This window comes from Paracoccus seriniphilus (genome assembly GCF_028553745.1).
GTDB classification, from domain to species: domain Bacteria; phylum Pseudomonadota; class Alphaproteobacteria; order Rhodobacterales; family Rhodobacteraceae; genus Paracoccus; species Paracoccus seriniphilus.
The window spans coordinates 241,745-262,724 of sequence record NZ_CP067131.1 but is presented as its reverse complement, the minus strand read 5'-3'; the positions used below and the strand labels follow the sequence as shown (position 1 = coordinate 262,724).

The 20,980-nt window shown below is 60.8% G+C and carries 19 protein-coding genes; 11 read left to right on the top strand and 8 right to left on the bottom strand.

Annotated features, from left to right (window positions below; genetic code table 11):
• The first annotated feature begins 22 nt into the window (after window positions 1-22).
• The 3 genes from JHW44_RS17615 to JHW44_RS17605 are packed head-to-tail and all read left to right on the top strand — an operon-like array spanning window position 23 to window position 2,866.
• A complete protein-coding gene (locus JHW44_RS17615) occupies window positions 23-1,006 on the top strand; it encodes a sialic acid TRAP transporter substrate-binding protein SiaP (RefSeq protein WP_089345624.1) in 984 nt (327 codons plus the stop codon).
• Between the two features lie 50 nt (window positions 1,007-1,056).
• On the top strand, window positions 1,057-1,584 hold the full coding sequence (locus JHW44_RS17610; protein ID WP_089345623.1) for a TRAP transporter small permease: 528 nt from the start codon (window positions 1,057-1,059) through the stop codon (window positions 1,582-1,584).
• A gap of 4 nt (window positions 1,585-1,588) precedes the next feature.
• Window positions 1,589-2,866 carry a TRAP transporter large permease gene (locus JHW44_RS17605; RefSeq protein WP_089345622.1) on the top strand — a complete coding sequence of 426 codons (1,278 nt, stop codon included), beginning with the start codon at window positions 1,589-1,591 and terminating at the stop codon, window positions 2,864-2,866.
• Window positions 2,867-2,918: 52 nt separating this feature from the next.
• Here the strand turns inward: JHW44_RS17605 and JHW44_RS17600 are convergent, their stop codons facing one another.
• Both JHW44_RS17600 and JHW44_RS17595 read right to left on the bottom strand, forming a co-directional pair.
• Window positions 2,919-3,335: a hypothetical protein gene (locus JHW44_RS17600; protein ID WP_089345621.1), complete on the bottom strand. Its 417-nt coding sequence runs from the start codon at window positions 3,333-3,335 to the stop codon at window positions 2,919-2,921.
• Window positions 3,336-3,400: 65 nt separating this feature from the next.
• Window positions 3,401-4,699, bottom strand: coding sequence for a sulfite oxidase (locus JHW44_RS17595; protein WP_089345620.1), 1,299 nt, complete (start codon window positions 4,697-4,699; stop codon window positions 3,401-3,403).
• A 246-nt stretch (window positions 4,700-4,945) separates the two neighbouring features.
• Between JHW44_RS17595 and JHW44_RS17590 the strand changes: the two genes are divergently transcribed.
• Window positions 4,946-5,923 carry an aldose epimerase family protein gene (locus JHW44_RS17590; RefSeq protein ID WP_089345666.1) on the top strand — a complete coding sequence of 326 codons (978 nt, stop codon included), beginning with the start codon at window positions 4,946-4,948 and terminating at the stop codon, window positions 5,921-5,923.
• Here JHW44_RS17590 and JHW44_RS17585 read toward each other — a convergent pair.
• Window positions 5,911-7,254, bottom strand: coding sequence for a condensation domain-containing protein (locus JHW44_RS17585; RefSeq protein WP_179217785.1), 1,344 nt, complete (start codon window positions 7,252-7,254; stop codon window positions 5,911-5,913). The genes JHW44_RS17590 and JHW44_RS17585 overlap by 13 nt on opposite strands.
• 167 nt (window positions 7,255-7,421) lie before the next feature.
• On the opposite strand from JHW44_RS17585, the gene JHW44_RS17580 reads away from it, so the two are divergent.
• Together JHW44_RS17580 and JHW44_RS17575 are read left to right on the top strand one after the other, a co-directional pair.
• On the top strand, window positions 7,422-9,026 hold the full coding sequence (locus JHW44_RS17580; RefSeq protein WP_089345618.1) for a (2,3-dihydroxybenzoyl)adenylate synthase: 1,605 nt from the start codon (window positions 7,422-7,424) through the stop codon (window positions 9,024-9,026).
• 13 nt (window positions 9,027-9,039) lie between these two features.
• A complete protein-coding gene (locus JHW44_RS17575) occupies window positions 9,040-9,282 on the top strand; it encodes a phosphopantetheine-binding protein (RefSeq protein ID WP_089345617.1) in 243 nt (80 codons plus the stop codon).
• Window positions 9,283-9,301: 19 nt separating this feature from the next.
• Here JHW44_RS17575 and JHW44_RS17570 read toward each other — a convergent pair whose 3' ends face one another.
• The 3 genes from JHW44_RS17570 to JHW44_RS17560 are packed head-to-tail and all read right to left on the bottom strand — an operon-like array spanning window position 9,302 to window position 12,011.
• Entirely contained in the window at window positions 9,302-10,069 is a 768-nt protein-coding gene (locus JHW44_RS17570) for an SDR family oxidoreductase (RefSeq protein ID WP_089345616.1), read from the bottom strand.
• Complete coding sequence (locus JHW44_RS17565) at window positions 10,060-10,704, bottom strand: isochorismatase family protein (RefSeq protein WP_089345615.1); 645 nt, start codon at window positions 10,702-10,704, stop codon at window positions 10,060-10,062. The genes JHW44_RS17570 and JHW44_RS17565 overlap by 10 nt, the downstream gene beginning before the upstream one ends.
• A 20-nt stretch (window positions 10,705-10,724) precedes the next feature.
• Window positions 10,725-12,011, bottom strand: coding sequence for an isochorismate synthase (locus JHW44_RS17560; RefSeq protein ID WP_143811488.1), 1,287 nt, complete (start codon window positions 12,009-12,011; stop codon window positions 10,725-10,727).
• A gap of 144 nt (window positions 12,012-12,155) precedes the next feature.
• Between JHW44_RS17560 and JHW44_RS17555 the strand changes: the two genes are divergently transcribed.
• The gene (locus tag JHW44_RS17555) at window positions 12,156-12,836 is read left to right on the top strand and encodes a 4'-phosphopantetheinyl transferase family protein (RefSeq protein ID WP_089345613.1); all 681 of its coding nucleotides are present in this window, start codon (window positions 12,156-12,158) and stop codon (window positions 12,834-12,836) included.
• Between the two features lie 119 nt (window positions 12,837-12,955).
• Window positions 12,956-14,155, top strand: a complete 1,200-nt coding sequence (locus JHW44_RS17550) for a TonB-dependent receptor plug domain-containing protein (protein ID WP_245847366.1) — start codon at window positions 12,956-12,958, stop codon at window positions 14,153-14,155.
• A gap of 206 nt (window positions 14,156-14,361) precedes the next feature.
• On the opposite strand, the gene JHW44_RS17545 is transcribed toward JHW44_RS17550, so the two are convergent.
• Window positions 14,362-15,618, bottom strand: coding sequence for an IS110 family RNA-guided transposase (locus JHW44_RS17545; RefSeq protein WP_089346217.1), 1,257 nt, complete (start codon window positions 15,616-15,618; stop codon window positions 14,362-14,364).
• A 39-nt stretch (window positions 15,619-15,657) separates the two neighbouring features.
• Between JHW44_RS17545 and JHW44_RS17540 the strand changes: the two genes are divergently transcribed.
• Complete coding sequence (locus JHW44_RS17540; RefSeq protein ID WP_272850341.1) at window positions 15,658-16,587, top strand: TonB-dependent receptor domain-containing protein; 930 nt, start codon at window positions 15,658-15,660, stop codon at window positions 16,585-16,587.
• 78 nt (window positions 16,588-16,665) lie between these two features.
• Here JHW44_RS17540 and JHW44_RS17535 read toward each other — a convergent pair whose 3' ends face one another.
• Window positions 16,666-18,831 carry an esterase-like activity of phytase family protein gene (locus JHW44_RS17535; RefSeq protein ID WP_089345814.1) on the bottom strand — a complete coding sequence of 722 codons (2,166 nt, stop codon included), beginning with the start codon at window positions 18,829-18,831 and terminating at the stop codon, window positions 16,666-16,668.
• Between the two features lie 171 nt (window positions 18,832-19,002).
• Between JHW44_RS17535 and JHW44_RS17530 the strand changes: the two genes are divergently transcribed.
• The gene (locus tag JHW44_RS17530) at window positions 19,003-19,947 is read left to right on the top strand and encodes a DMT family transporter (protein ID WP_089345815.1); all 945 of its coding nucleotides are present in this window, start codon (window positions 19,003-19,005) and stop codon (window positions 19,945-19,947) included.
• Window positions 19,948-20,020: 73 nt separating this feature from the next.
• Window positions 20,021-20,977, top strand: coding sequence for a sugar-binding transcriptional regulator (locus JHW44_RS17525; protein WP_089345862.1), 957 nt, complete (start codon window positions 20,021-20,023; stop codon window positions 20,975-20,977).
• Window positions 20,978-20,980: the final 3 nt, after the last annotated feature.

Sequence of the window (20,980 nt, the reverse complement as noted above, 5' to 3'; positions counted from 1 at the left end):
ACTGGTCCAACGGAGCATATCCATGAAAACCATACTGGCATCGACGGCGCTTGCCATTGCGACAACGGTTCTGACCGCCATTCCCGGTCTGGCCGAGACACTGAAATTCGCCCATGTTTATGAAACCGGGCATCCCCTGCATAAGGGTGCATTGCGCGTCGCTGAAGAGGTCGAGATGGCCACGGATGGGCGCGTCACCATCGAGGTCTATCCGGCCTCGCAACTGGGCGAGGAACTGGCGCTGAGCGAAGGTCTGACCCTTGGCACGCTGGATATCATCTATACCGGCATCGGTTTCGTGTCGTCTTACTATGCACCCATCGGCATGACGGATTACCCCTTCACGCTGCGGGGCATGGATCACTGGCGCGCTTTCCGTGACAGCGATTTGCTGGCGGAAATGAAGCAAGAACTGTCCAACAACATGGATGGCGTCGAAGTTGCCGCTGTCAGCTATTACGGCGCGCGCCATGTCACCGCCAACAAACCCGTCACCAAGCCCGCCGATATGGAAGGTCTGAAGATCCGCGTGCCGAATGCTCCAGCCTATATGATCTTCCCTCAGGCGACGGGGGCCAACCCCACGCCGATGGCCTTTTCGGAGGTCTATCTGGGGCTGCAACAGGGGGTTGTCGATGCGCAGGAAAATCCGCTGACCACGATCCAGGCCAAGAAGCTGTATGAGGTGCAAAGCGATATCAGCCTGACCGGCCATATCATGAACAGCACGCTGACACTGTTGTCGCCGATGACGGTCTCGAAGATTGGCGAGGAGGATGCGGACATCCTGCGCGCGGCCCTGGTCAGGAATGCCGAACAAGTGACCGCTGAAATCGAAAAGGCCGAAGGCGAACTGGCCGACTGGTTCATCGAGCAGGGAACGAATGTTCATGAGGTTGACCGCGGTGCCTTTATCGATGTGGTCCAACCGGCTTTGCTGGCTGCTGATGTGCCTTTCACCAAGGAACAATTCGAGCGCCTGCAGGCGCTGCCGGGCAACGAGTGATGTGATCCCGGGTCGCCCGCAGGGGTGGCCCGTTTTCAACAGGAGCGGATATGTCCGGCGAAAATATCGATTTCGAAGAAATTACCGACGACATCTCGGTGGTCAGGCCCGAGGATCTACCGGCGCTTGCCTTGTTCACCTTTCTGATCGTGATCGTCGCGCTGCAGTTCGTGACGCGCTACGTGCTCAATGACAGTATCAGCTGGACCGAAGAGGTCGCCCGCTATTGTCTGATTGCCCTGACATTTCTGGGCACCGCGATCTGTTCGCGTCGAGGCACGCATCTGGCGCTGGGGCTGGTCTATCGCCATGTGCCCGCAGGTGCCGTCAAGCCGCTTGCATTGATCACCGAGGCGCTGACCTGCGGTTTCTTCATCTGGCTGACTCTTATCGGCACGCATATGATGAAACGTACTGCCGCGCAGATGATGATATCGGTCCCGGTCCCGAAATCGGCGCTCTACACGGTGATCACCCTGTCCTGCGCGCTGACCGCCCTTTACTGTGCAATCAATCTCTTGCGTATCGCGCGGCAAAGCCCCGATCAGATCGCCATGTCCCGGCTGGGGGCCGTCTGACATCATGGATCTATATGTCTTGTTTGCCGTGCTGGCGGTGACTCTGATCGCGGGATTGCCGGTCGGGGTCGCGCTTGGCCTGGCCTCATTGGCCTATGTCTCTCTGGCTGGTCTGCCTGATGCGGTGGTCCTGCACCGGATGGTTGGCGGCGTGGACAGCTTTCCGCTGCTCGCGGTGCCTTTCTTCATCCTGGCCGGTCATCTGATGAATACCGGGGGCATTACCGAAAGGATCTTCGGCTTTGCCCGCGCCTTGATCGGCTGGTTGCCCGGTGGGCTGGGTTATGTGAATGTCGGCGCCAGCGTGATGTTTGCCGGCATGTCCGGGGCCGCGGTGGCCGATGCGGGCGGGCTGGGAAGTGTCGAGATCCGCGCCATGCGGCAGGCCGGATATGACACCGATTTCGCGGTGGGCGTGACGGCGTCCTCTTCGACAATCGGTCCGATCATTCCGCCTTCGTTGCCGCTGATCGTTTATGGCGTCATGGCATCCGCCTCGATTGGCGAACTTTTCGTCGCCGGATTGCTGCCGGGCATGTTGATGGCCCTTGCGCTGATGACCATGGTTGCCTGGTATTCGCACAAGCGTGGCTATCCGCGTGACGGTGCACTGGCCCTGCCCCATGTAAGTCAAAGCTTCATGCGTGCCTTTCTGCCTCTGCTGACCCCGGCCATCATTATCGGGGGCATCATGACAGGGGCATTCACGCCCACCGAGGCAGCCGTTGCGGCCGTGATCTGGACGTTGATTCTGGGAATGTTCGTCTATCGCTCACTGACCTGGCGTCACCTGGTGCGGGTTCTTTTCGATACGGTCGAAACGACGGCTTCGATCCTGCTGATCGTGGCGGCCTCCTCGATCTTTGCCTGGATCCTGATTTCCAACCAGATCGCCGCCCATCTTGCCAGTGGGCTGCTGGGGATTTCAAGCGACCCGATGTTCGTCATGCTGGCAATTCTGGTGATCGTGCTGGTGCTGGGCCTGTTCATGGAAACGGTCGCTGCGATCACCATCCTCGTCCCGGTTCTGCTGCCCGTGGCCACGCAGGCAGGAATTGACCCTGTGCATCTGGGCATCGTGGTGGTGCTGGCACTGATGATCGGTCTGCTGACGCCGCCGGTGGGGCTGGTGCTTTACGTGCTGGCAGGCGTGTCTGGCGTCAGCTTCGAACGCTGCGTCAAGGCAACGGTCCCGTTCCTGATTCCGCTGCTGGTCGTGCTGATCATGGTGGCTTTCATTCCGCAGCTGTCGCTGTGGCTGCCCCAGCAGCTGTATCGCTGATCAGAGGAAGATCCGCCGTCACCGGAGATCGGCTGACGGCGGATGAACAGGATCAGCGCTCCGAGGAGAAATGGGTTTTCAGATAGCCAAGGATGACCTCCTTGGTTTCCGGTTCCGGCTCGAACATGCCCTGTTTCTTGACCATCCAGTCCCACAGATCATCCCAGCGGGCATCGGTGATGCGCTGTTGCTTGATGATGTCGGTCGAATGGCAGGCAACGCATTGGTAATAGGTTTCCTCGGCACCCGGAGCGTCGGGAAGTCCGCCGAATTCCTCGTTTCCGGCCGGGCCGTCACTGTCGTCGCGCTGGCTGGACGCGCGAAGGGCGAACATCGGGTTTTCGGGTGCAGGCACCGCGCTTTGAGTGCGCAGGGCGCGCATCGGATCAGTGTCGCTTTGGGCTGCAGCGGGAAATGCCGCAAACAGGCCAAGCAGACCAAGGGTGAGTCCCGTCGTGATACCGCGCATGGCATCCTCTCAGTTCATGGTGATGGGCCCGCGACCATCATCGACGGTCGCGGAATTGGACGGCATCAGGCAGCGATCAGCGCAATGCGATGCTGCATGTTGTTGCCATAGCCGCGCGGGTTCCAGCCCGGTGTCGTTACCGGCTGGCTGACGCCATTCTTGTCGGTCGCGCGCGCCCATACCTCGTAATAGCCGCTTTGCGGCAAGGTGACATTGGCCCGCCATCTTTGCCAGGCAAAGCGGTTGACCGCAGGTTCCAGCGTGGCCTCCTGCCAGGTCTGGCCGAAATCGGTCGAGACATGCATTGCCGCGACATCACCATTGCCCGCCCAGGCATGTCCGCGCACTTCGGTGGCTTCGCCCGCGGTGACCTCGGCGCCGGTTTCCGGGAAGGTGATCAGCGATTTGACCGGCATTTCGGTCATCACGACCATGTCGGATTCCGGCACTTCGGTGCCCGGCGCAACCGGATAGGCCGGCAGGCGATAGGAATAGCCGGTCATTTTCGCGCCATCATGCTGCTGGTCGCGGATCCAGATGCGCGTCAGATATTTCTGGCAGACCGAACCGGGATAACCGGGGATCACGAGGCGCAGCGGAAAGCCGTGCAGCGCCGGGATCGGCTGACCGTTCATTGCCCAGGCGATGATCGCATCATCTTCCATGGCTTTTTCAATCGGAACGCCGCGCGAGATGGTGTCCTTTTCCTCGTCGCCGGACAGATGGACGTCATTGCCGTAATGGGCCGTATAGACCGCAGTATCGCGAACACCCGCATCTTTCAGGACATCGGCCAGACGCACGCCCGTCCATTCGGGGCAGCCGACCGCACCCAGGCCCCATTGGTTGCCCGAGGCGCCGGGATTGAAGAAGGCGCGCCCGTTGCCACCGCATTCCAGGACCATGCGGCGGGTGACATGTTCGTATTTCGACTTGAGGTCGGCGATGGTCAGCGTCAGCGGCTGGTCGACTTCGCCATCGATGGTCAGGGTCCAACCCTCGGCATCGGCATCCAGTGCGGTCTGCGGCACCAGACCGTTCAGGCGCACGAACAGCCGTTCGTAGGGCGTGATGTCATCATCCAGCAGATGGGCCGGGGTTTCGGCATTCAGCGGACGGTCGTTCAGAACGATCAGCCCGTTCTTGTCGGCCATCATGTCCTGTCCGGTATCCTGAGCCAGCGCGACGGGCACCAGACCATCGGGCAGATTCTTCTCGAAGGGAATCGTCATGCCCAGCATGGCACCAAAGGCCGACAGCCCGGTCGTGCGCAGGAACTTGCGCCGGCCCTTCGAGACCTCGGCCTCTTGCGATGCGGCTTCAACCGTTTCGGAAACGTGGATTTCTGATTGATCGTCTGACATTTCTGCCCCTCCTTCTTCGACCGGATGCCCGTACAGGCTCCGGTGACTCTCCTACTCGCTGAAGAACAAATGACATGAAAACAGACATTTGCCAATCCCGCGTCCGGTTTCGTGCTCAAAAAAATGACCCTGAGTCGAACGGAAAGGATGGCGACTCTGGAAAACTGCGCACAATCATTCGATGATGGTGATCGCATGCAGCAGCCCGATCTCGTGGCAGGAAAACCGCTCCAGAAGGATGACACCATGAAGGAATTTGCCAGGCTGCCCGATGGTCGCCCTGTCCATGCCATCACGTTGCAGGGCGGCGGGTTGAGCGCGACAGTGCTGACGCTGGGTGTGATCGTCAGCGATCTGCGCATGAAGGGCGTGGACCATTCACTGGTTCTGGGATGTGCCGATATCGTCGATTACCTGGATGCGGGCCGATATGTCGGGGCCATGGTCGGGCGGTATGCCAACCGGATCGCCGGTGCCCGTTTCGCGCTGGACGGGCAGGGTTACCACCTTGATGCGAATTTCCGTGGCCGCCACATCCTGCATGGCGGGCAGGACGGAATCGACCACCATATCTGGCAGGTCGAAGATGTCGGAGCGGCTCACGCGACATTCCGCGACAGGCTGGCGGATGGGCATATGGGCTTTCCGGGAAACATGGATATTCGCGTGACCGTTTCGTTGAGTGGTAACGCATTGGAGTTCCGCATCTCTGCAACAAGTGACAGGCCCACCCCCTGCAGTCTGGCCCATCACGGTTTTTTCAATCTGGATGGCAGCGCGGATATCTGTGACCACAAGCTGCGCATCGCCGCCGATCACTATCTGCCGGTAGATGATGATCTGATCCCCTTGCCGGCACCCGCGTCGGTCGAGGGCAACCGCTTTGATTTCCGTGTGCCCCGCCAGATCGGCGCAGAGGGCTATGACCACAACTTTTGCCTGTCGGACCCTTCTGCGGGCTATCGGCCCGTTGCGGAATTGACGGGCCAGAGTGGTCTCGGGATGCAGGTCGAAACCGACGCTCCGGGGCTGCAAATCTATGATGGCGCGCATTTTGACGGTTTGCGTGGATTGCAGGGGCGGGTCTATGGCCCCCGCGCCGGTGTCGCGCTGGAAACGCAGCATTGGCCGGATGCGCCCAACCGACCCGATTTCCCAAACAGCATTCTGCGGCCGGGGCAGGTCTATTCACATCGCGTGGCCTACAGATTTCAGCAGGGTTGAAGACAGGCGCAAAGCTCATCGACTGAACGTTCGCTGACCTGCCGAAGGGCGTTGTCAAGAAAACGTGGGAACTCTTCGACCTGACGGACGAAAAGCGTGGCCGAGGTCAGCGCGGGATCGGCTTCAATGATCAGTGCCAGCCCGCTGCCGTCATTGCGTGCCGAAAAGCTGACATTGAAACCGTCGCCGGGTCCGGCGGCCAGAACCCTGCGTTCGGTCCGGCAGCCAGAAAGTTCCGAGGTTTCAAAGGGCAGCACATTCACCAGAGGAGAAAAGAAAAACCGTTTCGCTTCGCCAATCCGGCGATCTGAAGTCATCTGTTCGATCCGATAGCGCCCATGTCGTCTGCATCTGCGCCGATCCTCCGCCATGATGGCCAGCTGCTCGGATAGCGACAGGCTGCCGGACACATCGACCCGAAAGGGCAGGATATTCACAACCATTGCGGGGATCGACGCGCTGACGCTGCCCATTCGTCCCATGAATGGCAGCCAGATGGTCTGCGGTTGGCGCGGGCTGCGGCGATCCTCGCCCGGACAGGACCACAGCCAGATCCCGCTCAGCAGGGTCAGCAGATCGGGCCAGCCAAGGCGCAGTTGCTCGGCCATTTGTCGCAGGGCGGGAACAAGATGCGCAAGCTCGATGCAGCTTTCATATGGGTGTTGTGGGTAATCCTCATCGCCCTTGCGCAATACCTGCAAATCGGTCGCGCCATCCAGATAATTGCGCCAGAACTCGCCGTCTCTGGCATGGCACGGACCGGCACGGTATCTGTTCTCTTCCTGCAGATAATCTGCAAAGGGCAGGAAGGAAGGTCCGGAATCAACTCCCGACAGGCCGGCATTGTAAAGCCGGGCCACGCGGCCTTCGATCAGCGACATGGAATAGCCGTCCAGAAAGATGTGATGCCCCCGACAATACCACAGCCATTCCCGCGCCCCGAGTTGGATCAGCCATTGTGCCGACAGCGGATCGCGCGTCAGGTCCAGCGCCAGGTCGATGTCCTCCTGCATCATGTGCAGGGCCGTGGTCTCGGGGTCCGTTTCCTGCCGCAGGTCGATATGGCGCAGCTTCGGAGTCTGGGTGGGGTCGACGGTCTGGCGGACGATCCCGTCATTGCAGGTCCGGAAACGCAGAGACAAGACCCCGGCTTCAGCAGCGACCCGATTGACGGCCTTGGTGAAGGCATCTCGGTTCAGCACATCGGTGAGGCGCGTGACATGGGCAACGGTCGAGACCGATTTTCCCGGATGGGCGCAGGCCTCTTGCCAGAAATCCAGCTGTCCCAACGTCAGATCATGCCAGTCGCGGGGCGGACGGGTCGTGGTCATATGCTGTGCCTTGCGGATTGGGGGGCCTGGCATTCAGGGCTACGCGACCGGATTGACAATTTCCGACAAAAATACTTAAGAATCCCCTGCCGTCAATGCCACGGTGCCTGCTCGTCGCCTCGCACAGGGCGGCGCATGGGCAATGAATCGGACAAGGTCTTGCGAAGATGATAGAATTTACGAAATGGCCCAAAGAATTGGCGGATCTATACCGGCAGCGGGGCTATTGGGCCGGGAAACCTCTTTGCGCGGCTGTGGAACGGCAGGCCCGGTTGCGTCCCGAGGCTGTGGCAATCATCTGTGGCAACCGCCAGATCACCTATAGCGCATTCGACCGCGCGGCGACCAATCTGGCGGCGCGACTGGCCAATGTCGGCCTGGGGCAGGGTGATACGGCCCTGGTCCAGTTGCCCAACAGCGCCGAATTCTATATCACCTTCATGGCACTGATGAAGATCGGCGTGGCTCCGGTCAATGCGCTGTACAGCCATCGGCAGGTCGAATTGTCCTCTTATGCCGAGCAGATCCGCCCCCGGCTGCTTGTTGCGGATCGCGGCCATCCCCTGTTCGGAGACGACGCCTTTCTGCGCAAACTGACCCTGCTGGGCGGGATCGAGGAAATCCTGATGCTGGGGGACGACAATCCCGCGCATGACCTGACAAGCTGGACCACGCAAGACAGCCTGTTGCCCGGATCTGCCAGCCCCTCGGCCTCTGACGAGGTCGCTTTCTTTCAGCTGTCGGGCGGCAGTACCGGCACGCCCAAGCTGATCCCGCGCACCCATGATGACTATGATTACAGTGTGCGCGCCAGCAACGATATCTGCGGCGTGTCCGAGGCGACCCGCTTTCTGGTCGCCTTGCCCGCGCCCCATAACTTCCTGATGAGTTCGCCCGGTGCGCTTGGTGTCTTTCATGCCGGCGGCACGGTCGTCATGGCCCCAGGCCCCGAACCGCGCGCCTGCTTTGATCTGATCGCGCGCCATGGCGTCACCATGACGGGACTGGTTCCGGCCGCCGTCGCCCTTTGGGTGCAGGCGGCCAGCGCGCAGGGTGCTCCGCGCCCGCTGGAGCATCTGCTTGTCGGCGGTGCCAGTTTCGCGGAATCGCTGGCCCGCCAGGTGCCAGAGGTGTTGGGCTGTCGCCTGCAGCAGGTGTTCGGCATGGCCGAAGGTCTGGTCAATTATACCCGGCTGGACGATCCTGATGAGGTCGTCTTCACCACGCAGGGCCGTCCGATCAGCCCCGACGACGAGGTCAGGATCCTCGATGAGAATGGCAACCCGGTGCCCGACGGTATGCCCGGACAGCTGGCGGTGCGCGGCCCCTATACATTCCGCGGCTATTACAAGGCCCCCGAACAGAACCGTCGCGCATTCGATGCCGAAGGCTTCTATTACAGTGGTGATCTGGTCCTGCGCGGTCCGCGTGGCAATCTGCGCGTCGTCGGCAGGCTGAAGGATCAGATCAATCGCGGCGGAGAGAAGATCGCATCCGAAGAAATCGAACATCTGCTGATGCGCCACCCCGAGGTTGTGCAGGCCGCGCTTGTCGGCTTTGCCGATGAGGCTCTGGGCGAGAAAAGCTGTGCCTTCATCGTGGCACGTCGAGAAATGCGAGCCTCGGAATTGCGCCGCCATCTGATCAGCATGGGAATCGCCGATTACAAGCTGCCCGATCGCTTCCGTTTCGTGGAACATCTGCCGCTGACAGCGGTGGGCAAGACCGACAAACGCCAGTTGCGGATCAGTCTGGAAACGGCACCTGTTTAGGAAGGATCAAGAAATGAACGACATGTTCCCCAATGCGCCTGATCGGGAATGGCTTGCCGGCAAGGTTGCCGAAATGATCGAGGATGAGGAAGAGATCCTGCCGGACGAGAACCTGATGATGTATGGTCTCGATTCCGTCAGCGTCATGAAACTGATCGCCGAACTTGAACAGCGCGGCGTCAGGATTGGCTTCGACGAATTGGCGGCCAATCCGTCGATTGATGCCTGGTGGGCGCTGATCGAATCCCGGCTGTAGGCCTGATGACAACTGCGGCTCATGCCCGCAGCGTCGCTCCTCCATCCACATAGAGGTCGGCCATGGTGATATGGCCGGCCTGTTCCGACAGCAGGAACATGGCCGCCTGAGCGATATCCTCTGGCGTTGCCAGCTTGCCAAGAGGAATCCCGGTGCGATGCGTGGCCAGATCGCCCGCAATGACACGTTCGGCACCGCGATCATCTGCCCACATGCCGGTCTGCATCGGAGTCAGGGTCGATCCTGGTGCCACCAGATTGCAGCGCAGGCCGAACTGGGCGAATTCCAGACCCGCACAGCGCGTCAACATCGCCGCCGCCGCCTTGGAGGCGGCATAGCTGGCCATGTCCTGGCGCGGAATCCCCCCCGCGTTCGATCCGATCACGACGATCGCCCCCTTGCGCCGGGGCGCCATGTGGCGACCCGCCGCGCGCAGGACATGAAAGGTGCCACCGGCGTTGATCTGGGTGACGCGCGCCCATTCGTCGGCACTGGTTTCAAGGATTGGCTTGTTTGCCAGCACGCCGGCTGCATGGGCGACCAGGCTGACCGGGCCGAATGCCGCAGCGGCGGCCTCGAAGGCAGGTTCCACCGCGTTTTCGTCGCGGACATCCAATGGCTTCCAGATCAGTCCGGGTTCGTCGGATTTTCCCTCCAGCATGCGTGGCATGTCCGTGGCAAGGACATTGGCTCCCGACTGACGCAGCAGGCTGACCATGGCCAGCCCGATGCCCCCTGCGGCTCCGGTCACAAGGGCGGTCTGTCCTTCGAATCCTGTCAGTTGCATGTCGCCTCCATCCGGTTCAGGGCCGTTTGCGTCGACAGGACGCCACCACAGCAAGAGGCCACCCAGCCCATGGCCATATTGTGGCGCGCTTCGTCGAAATCTGCCTGCGCATCGGCAATCGCGAAAGGCTGGATGTCCCGCTGAAAGGCCTCGGCAGCGGTGCAGAGGCAACCGATATGGGCATAGATACCGGTCACGATCAGCTGATCACGTCCCCGGGCCCGCATCAGGCTTTCCAGATTTGACCGCTGAAAGGCGCTATAGCGATGTTTGACCAGCACGATATCCCGGTGATGCGGGGCCAGTTCGGGCAGGATCTCTTCATGTTCAGGGATGGCCTGCATGCCGGGGCCCCACAGATCTGCCTGCAAGCCACGGTCGGGCCCGAACTGATTGCCCTTCTGGGCCGTGTAGAAGACCGGAATATCTGCCCCGCGCGCGGCGGAAATCAGGCGTGCGATATTGCGCACGACCGTGTCCAGTGGCGCGCCTTCCTGCGGGAAAGGACGGCAGAAATACCGTTGCATGTCATGGACCAACAGCGCCGCGCGGGTCGGGTGCAATTCCCAGTTTGCGCGGGCTTCCGGCAGATTTTCTGATGGTGGAGTATAGGATGGAATACCGGGCAGAGCCATGTTGTGTCCTTGGGTTCGTATCATTCCAGTCCGGCCAGAGCCGCGCTGGCAGGCATGCCAAGAGCCCGCAAGAGTGCCGCGAACTTGCTGCCGGTTTCAACGGCTTCGGCCATTGGGTCGGATCCGGGGATAATGCCGGCGCCCGCAAACAGCCGGGCGTCGCAACCGCAGATATCGGCGCAACGTATGGCGACATGCCAGGCCCCGTCGCCATTCTTCGCGCTCCAGCCCACGGCTCCCGCGTAAAAGCCGCGCGGCACCGGCTCCAGATGCCGGATCAATTCATCGGCACGGTCGCGCGGCGATCCGCAGACGGCAGGTGTCGGGTGCAGATGTGCAGCCAGCAGGGCTGCCGGCATGTCCCGGTCCTTGACCTGGCCGGTGATGCGCGTGCCCAGATGCCACATGCTGCGCGTGCAGGTCAGCCGCGTCCCGTCCGGACAGGCAAGCTGATCGCAAAATGGTGCCAGCGTATCCAGAATATATTCGACAACGATGGCATGTTCACGCCGATCCTTCTCCGAGCTTGCAAGGCGGGCACAGGCATCGGCATCCTCGACCGTGTCCGGCAAACGGCGTGCCGAACCCGCCAGCGGGTAAGAGCAGATGTGGTTCCCCCGCTTCTCCAGCAACAGTTCCGGCGAGGCGCCGATCAAGGCACGAGGGCGATTCCCGGGATCGGGCAGGGCAACCCGAAATGCGGTGGTCGTGGGATCATCCGCCAGACGTGCCATCAGCCCGTCCAGCGAAATCGGGTCCTGAGTGCGCACCTTCAGTGAACGCGCAAGCACGATTTTCTTCAATCCCTCGGGCAGATCGCGCTCTCGCTCCATCTGGCGCAGGGCTGTGATCACCGCATTGGTATAAATCTCGACAGGCGGATCGGCGCGGGCGTGATCCGCGACCGCTTCGGCCGGGCTACGCTCTACCGTCTGGAACACACCCGTACAGCGCGGCGACAGCCACAAATAGTCGTGATCCTGCCGATGAAAGGGCATGGCGCCGCCAATGATCGCTTCGGGACCGCAATCGGCAAAGGCCCCTTCCAGCCTCGTCTCCAGCGAATCAATGCTGCCCCGTGCAATCGCGACCGGGGCGCCTGTCGCACGTATATGACCGGACGGGCCGCTGAACGCGAAATGACCGGCGTCTGCGGCCACAGTGGATCCACGACCATCGAACAGCGAGAAATTCATCGAAAAGCCCTTCAGCTTGACCTTCGCATCTGGTTGTTGCGCCGGACTGGCGATCCGGAAGCCGCGCAGGCCGCGCAGCGAAATTTCAGAGAGGGTTGCAGGCCGTCGCAAGACAAGCCAGGCAACCCGGGCCACAGAGGGAACTGCGACTTGCGGCGGAACTTGTATTCAACCCGCGCTATAGTCAACTAAAAAAGTCAGATATAGAATTGCCCATCACGATTTCTTTTCACGACACTGACGGGACCCAAGGACATGCGAATTGCCAGCATAAGGACCGGCGCCCCATTTCCTGTCGCGGAAATCACATGGGCAGAACTGATTTACGATGATCTTAGCGACACGGATCTCGATGATCATTTGCTGTTGCAGTCACGGGAGGAGAAGGATCTGCAGGTCGATCTTTCCCCGGAATTGAAGGGCGCAGGCCGGCGGCGGCGGCGGGACTGGTTGGCAGGCAGGATATGTGCGATGCACGCTTTGAACAGCCTGGGTGTTGCAGATCATTCCGGGCTGCGTGAAATACATGCCCGTTGGCCCACAGGAATCCTTGGCTCGATCAGCCATGATCGACGCCGCGCCATCGCCGTGGCCTCGGATTGTGGCCGCAGGATTGGCGTTGATTGCGAAACCTCTCTGAACAGCGCCACGGCCCGATTGCTGGCCGGCCATATCCTCTCCCCGCAGGATGAGGCCATGCGCCCGACCCATCTTTCATGGGAAAGCTATCTTACTCTCGTGTTTTCCGCGAAGGAGGCAGCCTTCAAATCCCTGCCTGCAGAGTGGCAATGCGGCACCCTTATGAAGGATTACCGCGTCATGGCATGCGAGGATCAGCGTCTCAGGCTGTCCGGGCCGGCCGGAGAGCGGATGGTCTGGTGGCATCACGCGCCACTTGGCGTGACGACATTGGCCACTGCAGATATTCCCGACTAGTTTACTGCGATATTCCTGCAACAGATTCTTCTTCTTCGCGTAAATACCCAAGTGAAATTGTTGGAATTATGAGGGGTGCTGCCTAGGGAAACGGTATCGACACAATAAAGTGAGTGACCATGATGACGCTACGACGCGTGATGCCCTTGGCCGGGGTTTCGCTGATGGCCATGACGACCGCGCTTCTGGCGCAGGAGACACAGATCTCGCAAGTGCCGGGTACCATTGCGCTTGATCCGATTACCCTGGTTGCGCAAGGGCAGGAAAATGTCGAGGCAACCGGCGGCGTCATCGTGTCATCCGAGGATATCGAGAACATGCAGCCAGCGGATGTTTCCGAACTCTTTGCCCGGGATTCCGCGATCACCGTCTCCGGTGGTGCCGGGCCGTCCAAGCGCATCCATGTCTTCGGGATGGAACAATCCAATCTTGCCGTGACGGTTGATGGCGTGCCCCAGGGCGTTACCAGCTGGCACCATACCGGCTCGAATGTGATCGATCCGGCCTTCCTGAAATCGGTCGAGGTCGAAGCGGGTGCTGCTGCGGCCGATGCCGGTTTTGGTGCTGCGGCGGGTGCGGTGCGCTATGAAACGGTCGGCGCGCGCGATCTGTTGACCGATGGCCAGACGCAGGGTGGCCGGGTCGGCCTGTCCTATGGAAGCAATGGGCGCGGCGTTTCGGCCAGTCTGGCGGGCTATGGCGTCTATGACGGCTTCGACTGGTTTGTCATGCTTCATGCAGCCGATGGTGACGATTACGAAACCGGCGATGGTTACACCATGCCCGGCACGGCCCCGGCCACCCAGGGCGTCATAAGCAAGTTTGGCTATGAATTCGAAGGCCACCGGATCGAACTTGCCTATGACTACAACAAGGATGACGCTGATCGTGTCATCAAGATGAACATGGATCTGGGCCATGCCACGGATGTCTATCCGCTCAAGGTGACCAGCAATACGCTGAGCCTGAAATATACCGAGGTCTCGCCCACGGACATGTGGGATCCCGAGGTTGCGCTGTATCTCAGCCGCAATGAATACTGGCGTCCCAACTATGCAACCGTCGCAAGCGGCCGCGCGATCAATGGCGACATGGACCTGCAAACCGATGTCTTCGGTGGCTCGATGAAGAACACCTTTACGCTGGGGGCGGGCACCGTCACGGCCGGGGTCGATTTCAACAGCACTGATTATCGGATTGACAATTACGGTGATCTCGAACCCGGCGTGCGCAACATGGAAACCCAGCAGATCGGGGCGTTCGTTCAGGGGCGTTTCGAGTTCGACAACGTCCTATGTCAGGAAAATCTGGCTGCTTAGGTCAGCAGGTCGTGTGGCATCCGGCTGTCCGGATACCCTGATAAGGTTGCCCAGACGGGCTCTGCCGTCAAGAAATGATCTCATCCATAGCAAACACAGGGTACGCGCGCTGGCGGCCCTCACCGTCCTTAATACGAGATCCCAAATCCCAAGCAGAAGGCCCGAACATTATCTACGAGGTCAGATTGACTGCCTCCACGGCTCAGTCAGAGAGAGGTCCTTCCGCCTGGGCTCACCCCCTCGAAGAAGGGGCGATAGGGTTCGCCGTGATTGACCACAGCGTGTACGGTGCGCGCCATCTTGGCCGCGATCGCGGTGTAGGCCTTGCGGCGCAGATGAGCGTTGTGTCGGTCTTTCGAGATGTAGCGTTCGAACTTGTCCCGAAAGCTGTTGGTCTTTGTCTGGACCGCCGTCTGGCCGGCCATCCATAGCGTGCGGCGCAGCCGGGCATTGCCGTACTTCGAGATCCGGCTCTGCCCGCGAAACATGCCGGACTGCACGGTGGCAAGATCCATGCCGCAGAACTTCAGGAACTGCCGATGATGCCGAAATCGGCGTAGGTCACCGGCCTCGGCCAAGATGGTCATGGCATTGATCGGACCAATGCCGGGGATGGTTGTCAGTAGCTGATAATCCGGCAGATCGGAGAGCAGCGCGACCGCCCGGGCCTCGATCTCGTTGCGCTGGCGGACGAGGCTTCTACCTTCGGAAAGGACCAGGCGGAACATGCGAACGGCGTCGGAATCCGGTTCCACGGGCAATCCAACAGAGTTGACCGCCGTAGCGTAAATATCTGAAAGCAGGCGCTCCTTGGCGACCTTCCTGCCCACCACCTGCCAAGCGTCTGCGATGAAGGTTTCCTGGCTCATGGCCGTGATCATCGTCGGTGTCGGATACTTCTCGAGGAAGGCCAGGAACCAATCGGTTCGTGAGCTTCGGTGAAACCGTTCGGCCTCTGGGAAATAGAGCGGCAGGTAATGGGTCAGGATGCGGTGCCAGAGCTCGGTCTTCGAGCGTGAAACGATCTCGTGCGTCTTTGACAATTCCTGGATGTCGGCGGTCCCGACGACCAGCGGATCATGAAAGAACTGCACGGCGCCAATCTCCAGCATGTGCAGGATGACCTGGGCATCCTTCGGGTCGTTCTTGTCCCAACTGTTGTGCAGGGCCTCGCGCGTCCGGGCGAGCCCGACAGAAGGGATGAGCTTCAAGTCAAACCCGGCCTGCCCGAGATGATGTGCCAGTGGCCTGTGATAGTTGCCGGTCGCCTCGAACCCGACCCGCACAGGCAGGCCGTAGCTGGCCAGGCTCGCGGACAAGCGCTGGAAGTCTTCCAACGTGTTCATGATCGTCATGCGACGACGGCGCTTCTTGCCCGGTACCTCGATCAAGACCTCGTGGCGGTGCTTGGAAATGTCGATGGCGACAAGCACAGTCGCAGCAGTAGAATGGTTGGCGGGCATAGCCGGTCTCCTCAGCGGTGTGGTTCTGCAAAACCACTGTTGAGACCTGAGACCGGTTATGGCCACACGCTGCGCTATTTGGGGGCTACGCGCGTGGCCATAACCTTAAAACAGCGCTTCTTCCCGACGTGCTACGGGATCGACCTGTCCACCGGCATGCGTCTGGATCACAGCCGGCTGACGGATTGGAACAACCGGCGCCTTACCGATGAGGGTATCAGCGTCAACGGAACGGCGTCCTATGAATTCGCGCCGGGATATGAACTCTTTGCCGGGGCGTCCAGCACATGGCTGGGATATGATGTCGGTGAATATGGCCTGCTGCATGCCCGCGACGCCAATTTCGTTACCGATCCTGATCTCGAGGCAGCCACGGCACGAAGCGTCAAGCTTGGTCTGAACGCCTCTCAGGGGAACTGGACGGGCAACCTGACCTTCTTTGATACGCATCTTGTCGGTCTGGGGGAATATGATACCTCGGCCGGAATGCTGACCAATGCCGATGAATATCGCAGCAAGGGCTTCACCCTGCAGGGCAGCTACAGCTGGGGTTCGGGACGCGTCGGGGCCAGCTACACCAAGGCCGATGTCACTCAGGACGGTGATGACGTCCTGCCAAGCGGTGGTACGGTCATGCCCGTCGGCGATCTTGCGACGCTCTACATCGATCAGGAAATCCCGCAATACAATCTGACCGTCGGAGGGACACTGGAATGGGCGGGAACCCTGTCGGGCGACTACCTGACCGAGGCAGGCTATGACGATCATTCTTCCTATGCCGTGCTGAACGCCTATGCCAAGTGGCGGCCCGCGCGTTTCGACAATCTTGTCGTGCATTTCAGCATCGATAACATCTTTGACGAGGAATATTACGAACGTAGCAGCTATGTTCAGTACAGCCCGCGCGATGTCTATCCGCTCTATGCGCCCGGCCGCACGGCCACGCTGGGTCTGACGCTCGATTTCTGATCCGGCTGTTCCTTCCCGATACGCAAAGGCCCGGTTCATTGCGAACCGGGCCTTTTTTGTTGGCTGTCAGGGGCGTGTTCAGTCCAGTTTGCCCAGGTTCCAGAACAGGGTTTCGCCCGAACTGTCATCAACGCCGTCATTGTCGGTCACGACCCAGGCATCGCCCGCTGCGTCGAAGGCCAGACCTTCAACCTTGTCCACCGCAAAGCCATGGGTCAGCGAGGTCAGCTCTGGCAGCAGATCGCGAACCTCTTCCTTGGCGACGACGGGCAGATCGCCCCCCAATTCGGCGGGCTGCAGTTCCGTCAGGGCAACGCGGAAGATCTTCTTCAGCGCCGCCGCATCACCGATCTGGTTGTCGCGTTCGATCAGATAGGCGTAATCGCCATGAATGGCGATTTCCGACAGGCCGACCCAGCCCGCGCCCTTTGCCTCCAGCGGATAGCGAACGCCGCCCCATGTGCCATCTTCCAGATCATAGGCCAGCAATTTGACCTGGCCTTCGGGGTCGTCACCCCATTCGCGCTGCATGGCGATCCACAGGGTCTGGCCGACCATCGCGATGCCTTCGGCGCCGAAACGGCGCTGATGGGCCAGAACCTCTTGGGGCAATGCGATTTCGCGGGTGATTTCTCCGTCGCCATTCACATGCATGATGGCATGAGGCACCAGTTTGGCAGCATTGCCTTCGATCGCCAGCCAGAAACCGCCCTGACCATCTGCGGTGATGCCTTCGATGTCCAGCTTTTGCGCGGCAGATCCGCCGCGGGTGATGACAGTTTGCGACGTGATCCGCGCGGGGCTTTGGCTGGCGTCGATATGATAAAGCGAGGGCATCATCGAATAGACGCTGTCCGAGGCCGCAACCAACTGACCCGGTTCGCTTCCAACAGCGGTCAGCGCGCCCAGAGCACCCCATCCGATCAGACTGTCGGCGCCTTCCGAAGTCAGCATCGGATAGACTGGCGCGCTGTCCTGCAGGCTGTAGAGCATGACATGCGCACGGGCACCGCCATTCTCGCCCAGATCGGCCTCATTGGCGGTGGCCAGAAGATTGCGCGAGGGAATGGCGACCGCGCCTTCGGGGCTGATCCCCGAGGGTAGCAGTTGGGTCAGCTTGGGCGCCGCCAGTTCGGTTACATCATAGACCGCCACCACCGAGGCGCGCTCCGAGACGACGAACAGATATGGCGTATCACCAAAGCGCGCGAACTCGATGTTCTCGACCTCGACACCTTTCGATTTCGACCGCTTTTCAGGATAGTGGCCGATCTGGATGATCGCATGTTCCAGAGAATTGCCGGAATCGAAGACCACGGTCCCATCCTTGTGGAAGATGGTGAAGCCGCGGCTTCCCCCCTTCCAGTCACCTTCATTCGCTGTGGCGAAATGATCCGCGTCGATCCACCGGACGCCATCAGGTTCGCGCGGCAGCGGGGCAGGGGCGCTGTCAAAGCCAAGCTTTCCGTCGCTATGGGTGTCGATGTCGGCCAGCGTCACCTCTCCGGCCGAAAAGTGATTGGCGACGGCACCGTCAGGGCCGATGACGACGATATGGTTGTTTTCCTGCAGGGTGACGACGATCTCGCCCGCCTGGTTGATATCGACGAATTCGGGTTCCGGGTCCTCACCGCCGACCGATGCCAGCCCGGTCAGCTCGATCATTTGCAAGGCGGCACAATCCACACCTTCGCCCGTGACCGGCAGCTTGACGACATAGCCGGCGGGCATTTGCGGCAGGCCGCCATCGCCCAGATCTTCGTCGCGCTCATTCTCGATGGCCACGGCGATAAAGCTGCCATCGGGGGCAACGGCCACTGAATCCGGCTGACCACCCAGGTCGCAGGAACCGGTTTCGGACGCGCTGGCAATGTCGATCACCGCCACACGCCCGGACGGTGCGGTATAGCTCTCCGATGTGTTCACACCGACCACGGCCTTGTCGCCCAGAATATGCGCGGTCGTCGGTTCACCCTGCAGGGCGATATTGCCCAGTGGCTTCGGGTTCTCGGCGTCCGAGATGTCGATCAGCCCCACGCCGCCTAGCGGGCTGTCGGTATAGATCAGCGTGTTCCCGTCCTCCGAGACGGAAATGATCTCGGCCGAAGTTTCGCGGCCGAGGTCTTCATCCGCACCCATATTGGCGATGACGGGAAAGGTCGCGATGCGGTTGAAGCTGTTGGCGAAGGATGGCGTCGCCACCAGCGCCAGAACCGATACCGCCGAAAGAAATTTGCCGGACATGAAACACCCCTGATGTTGGATTCACGCTGGCATGGCGCGCACATGTGTCATTGCCGTGACGGTTGTGCAAATGTTTCATGGCAGGATGCGGATGCCCCTGTCCGGGTCTTTTGCAGAGACAGCGGAAAAGAGGTCGCACCTGCCGCGGAGCAGGGCTAGAAGATGCTTCCCATGGAAAACCAGCCCCAACGCCCGATTCGCGGTATCCTTTTGAAATGCAGCAGCGTCACGGTCTTTACCGTGATGGCGGCCCTGGTGAAGGCCACATCGGATGGCGGGCTGGGCATACCGCCCGGACAGCAGGTGTTCTTCCGGTCGTTCTTTGCGCTGCCGGTCATCCTGATCTGGCTGGTCATGCGCGGTGAACTGGGGGTCGGACTGCAGACATTCCGACCTATGGGGCATTTATATCGCGGTATTGTCGGCACCGCTGCCATGGCAATGAACTTCTGGGCGCTGGCGCTGCTGCCATTTCCCGAGGCCACGGCCATCGGCTATGCCGCGCCCTTGCTGGTGGTGGTCTTTGCCGCCATGTTCCTGGGCGAAAACGTCCGGCTGTTCCGGCTGGGTATGGTTGCGATGGGGCTGGCCGGTGTGCTGATCGTGCTGTCACCGCAGCTGACTGCCAGCGATGAGGGCGACGATGTGCTGCGGACCCTGGGGGCTGTGGTCGCGCTGGGAGGGGCCTCTTGCGCGGCACTGGCGCAGATATTCATTCGCAAGCTGGTGGTGCAGGAACGAACCTCGGCGATCGTTTTCTGGTTTTCCGTTACCTCGGCAATCCTCGGGCTGCTGACCTTGCCCTTTGGCTGGATCATGCCTGCGCCCGAAACCTTTGCCCTGCTGGTGATCATGGGCCTGCTGGGCGGAGTCGGGCAGATCCTGCTGACATCATCCTATCGCTTCGCTGATGCCTCGCTGATTGCGCCCTTTGACTATGTGTCGATGATCCTTGCGATCGCGATCGGCTGGTATGTCTTTGGCGAGGCCCCGACGGGGATTGTCCTTGCAGGCGCGGGGGTCGTCATTCTGGCCGGAATCCTGATCATCCTGCGCGAACACAAGCTGGGACTGGAGCGCAACCGCCAGCGCAAGGCCATGACACCGCAGGGTTAGGCCCAGGTGAACTTGTTCTTGCCGGCGCGCCAACCTAATGATGGATGGCATCTGGCATGAGGTGGCGGCCCCGATGAATGAACCGATTGATGATCTGTCTGCAGAACTGGAGCGGGCGCGGGTTGCGTGGTTCTATTTCGTCGGAGGGCTGACGCAGCAGCAGATAGCATCGCGGATGAATCTGACCCGGCTGAAGGTGAACCGGATCATCGGTCAGGCCCGCGAAGATGGTGCCGTCCAGATCGAGGTCGCCCTGCCGCTGAGCGATTGCGTCGATCTGGCGCAAAGGGTGGCCGAGCGCTATGGGCTGGCCGAGGCTCTGGTGGTGCCTGACCTGCCCGATTTTCTGGAACAGAAGCGCGTGATCGGCGAGGCCGCCGGCAACATGGTGTCGGAACTGATCGCAGGCCGCGACCTTGGCATCGGCGTGGCGACCGGGCGCACGCTCAGCTTTGCCGTGCGCAAGCTGAACGGCCGCCCCCACGCCGACAGCTGGGTGGTCGGTCTGACGGGCGGTGTCACACGCTCATCGGGCACCAATACCTTCGAGGTGGCGACCAGCTTTGCCCGCCAGCTGGATGTCGAATGTCACTATCTGACTGCGCCCCTGTATTGCGCCAGCCCCGAGGGGCGCGAAACGCTGTTGCTGATTGACGAGTTGACCGATGTTCTGGCGCGCACCGAGATCGCCGATCTGGGCATCACCTCCTGCGGAGCGCTGGCCGAGGACACGACCCTGACGCAAATCCGTGTCGTCAAGGATCACCTGGAGGATATCGTCAAGCGCGGTGCCGTCGGCGAGTTCCTGGGCTGTTTTCTGGATGCCCGGGGCCGTCCGATCGACCATTTCCTGAATGACTCGCTGATGGCACTCAGCCCCGACAAGCTGAAGCTGAAACCGATCTCGGTCCTGGTCTCGGGCGGAACCGAAAAGACCCAGATCATCCGCGCCATCCTGCGCGCCGGATATGTCAATCGTCTGGTCACGAATGAAGCCGTGGCCCGGGCCTTGCTGGCCGGGCCACGCTAGGCA

Excerpts from the sequence above, each read along its gene's own strand:
- JHW44_RS17590 (WP_089345666.1), top strand. The coding sequence starts at position 4,946 with ATGAAGGAATTTGCCAGGCTGCCCGATGGTCGCCCTGTCCATGCCATC.
- JHW44_RS17550 (WP_245847366.1), top strand. The coding sequence starts at position 12,956 with ATGATGACGCTACGACGCGTGATGCCCTTGGCCGGGGTTTCGCTGATG.
- JHW44_RS17545 (WP_089346217.1), bottom strand. The coding sequence starts at position 15,618 with ATGCCCGCCAACCATTCTACTGCTGCGACTGTGCTTGTCGCCATCGAC.
- JHW44_RS17600 (WP_089345621.1), bottom strand. The coding sequence starts at position 3,335 with ATGCGCGGTATCACGACGGGACTCACCCTTGGTCTGCTTGGCCTGTTT.
- JHW44_RS17525 (WP_089345862.1), top strand. The coding sequence starts at position 20,021 with ATGAATGAACCGATTGATGATCTGTCTGCAGAACTGGAGCGGGCGCGG.
- JHW44_RS17570 (WP_089345616.1), bottom strand. The coding sequence starts at position 10,069 with ATGCAACTGACAGGATTCGAAGGACAGACCGCCCTTGTGACCGGAGCC.
- JHW44_RS17610 (WP_089345623.1), top strand. The coding sequence starts at position 1,057 with ATGTCCGGCGAAAATATCGATTTCGAAGAAATTACCGACGACATCTCG.
- JHW44_RS17580 (WP_089345618.1), top strand. The coding sequence starts at position 7,422 with ATGATAGAATTTACGAAATGGCCCAAAGAATTGGCGGATCTATACCGG.
- JHW44_RS17565 (WP_089345615.1), bottom strand. The coding sequence starts at position 10,704 with ATGGCTCTGCCCGGTATTCCATCCTATACTCCACCATCAGAAAATCTG.
- JHW44_RS17615 (WP_089345624.1), top strand. The coding sequence starts at position 23 with ATGAAAACCATACTGGCATCGACGGCGCTTGCCATTGCGACAACGGTT.
- JHW44_RS17605 (WP_089345622.1), top strand. The coding sequence starts at position 1,589 with ATGGATCTATATGTCTTGTTTGCCGTGCTGGCGGTGACTCTGATCGCG.
- JHW44_RS17535 (WP_089345814.1), bottom strand. The coding sequence starts at position 18,831 with ATGTCCGGCAAATTTCTTTCGGCGGTATCGGTTCTGGCGCTGGTGGCG.
- JHW44_RS17555 (WP_089345613.1), top strand. The coding sequence starts at position 12,156 with ATGCGAATTGCCAGCATAAGGACCGGCGCCCCATTTCCTGTCGCGGAA.
- JHW44_RS17530 (WP_089345815.1), top strand. The coding sequence starts at position 19,003 with ATGGAAAACCAGCCCCAACGCCCGATTCGCGGTATCCTTTTGAAATGC.
- JHW44_RS17575 (WP_089345617.1), top strand. The coding sequence starts at position 9,040 with ATGAACGACATGTTCCCCAATGCGCCTGATCGGGAATGGCTTGCCGGC.
- JHW44_RS17595 (WP_089345620.1), bottom strand. The coding sequence starts at position 4,699 with ATGTCAGACGATCAATCAGAAATCCACGTTTCCGAAACGGTTGAAGCC.
- JHW44_RS17585 (WP_179217785.1), bottom strand. The coding sequence starts at position 7,254 with ATGACCACGACCCGTCCGCCCCGCGACTGGCATGATCTGACGTTGGGA.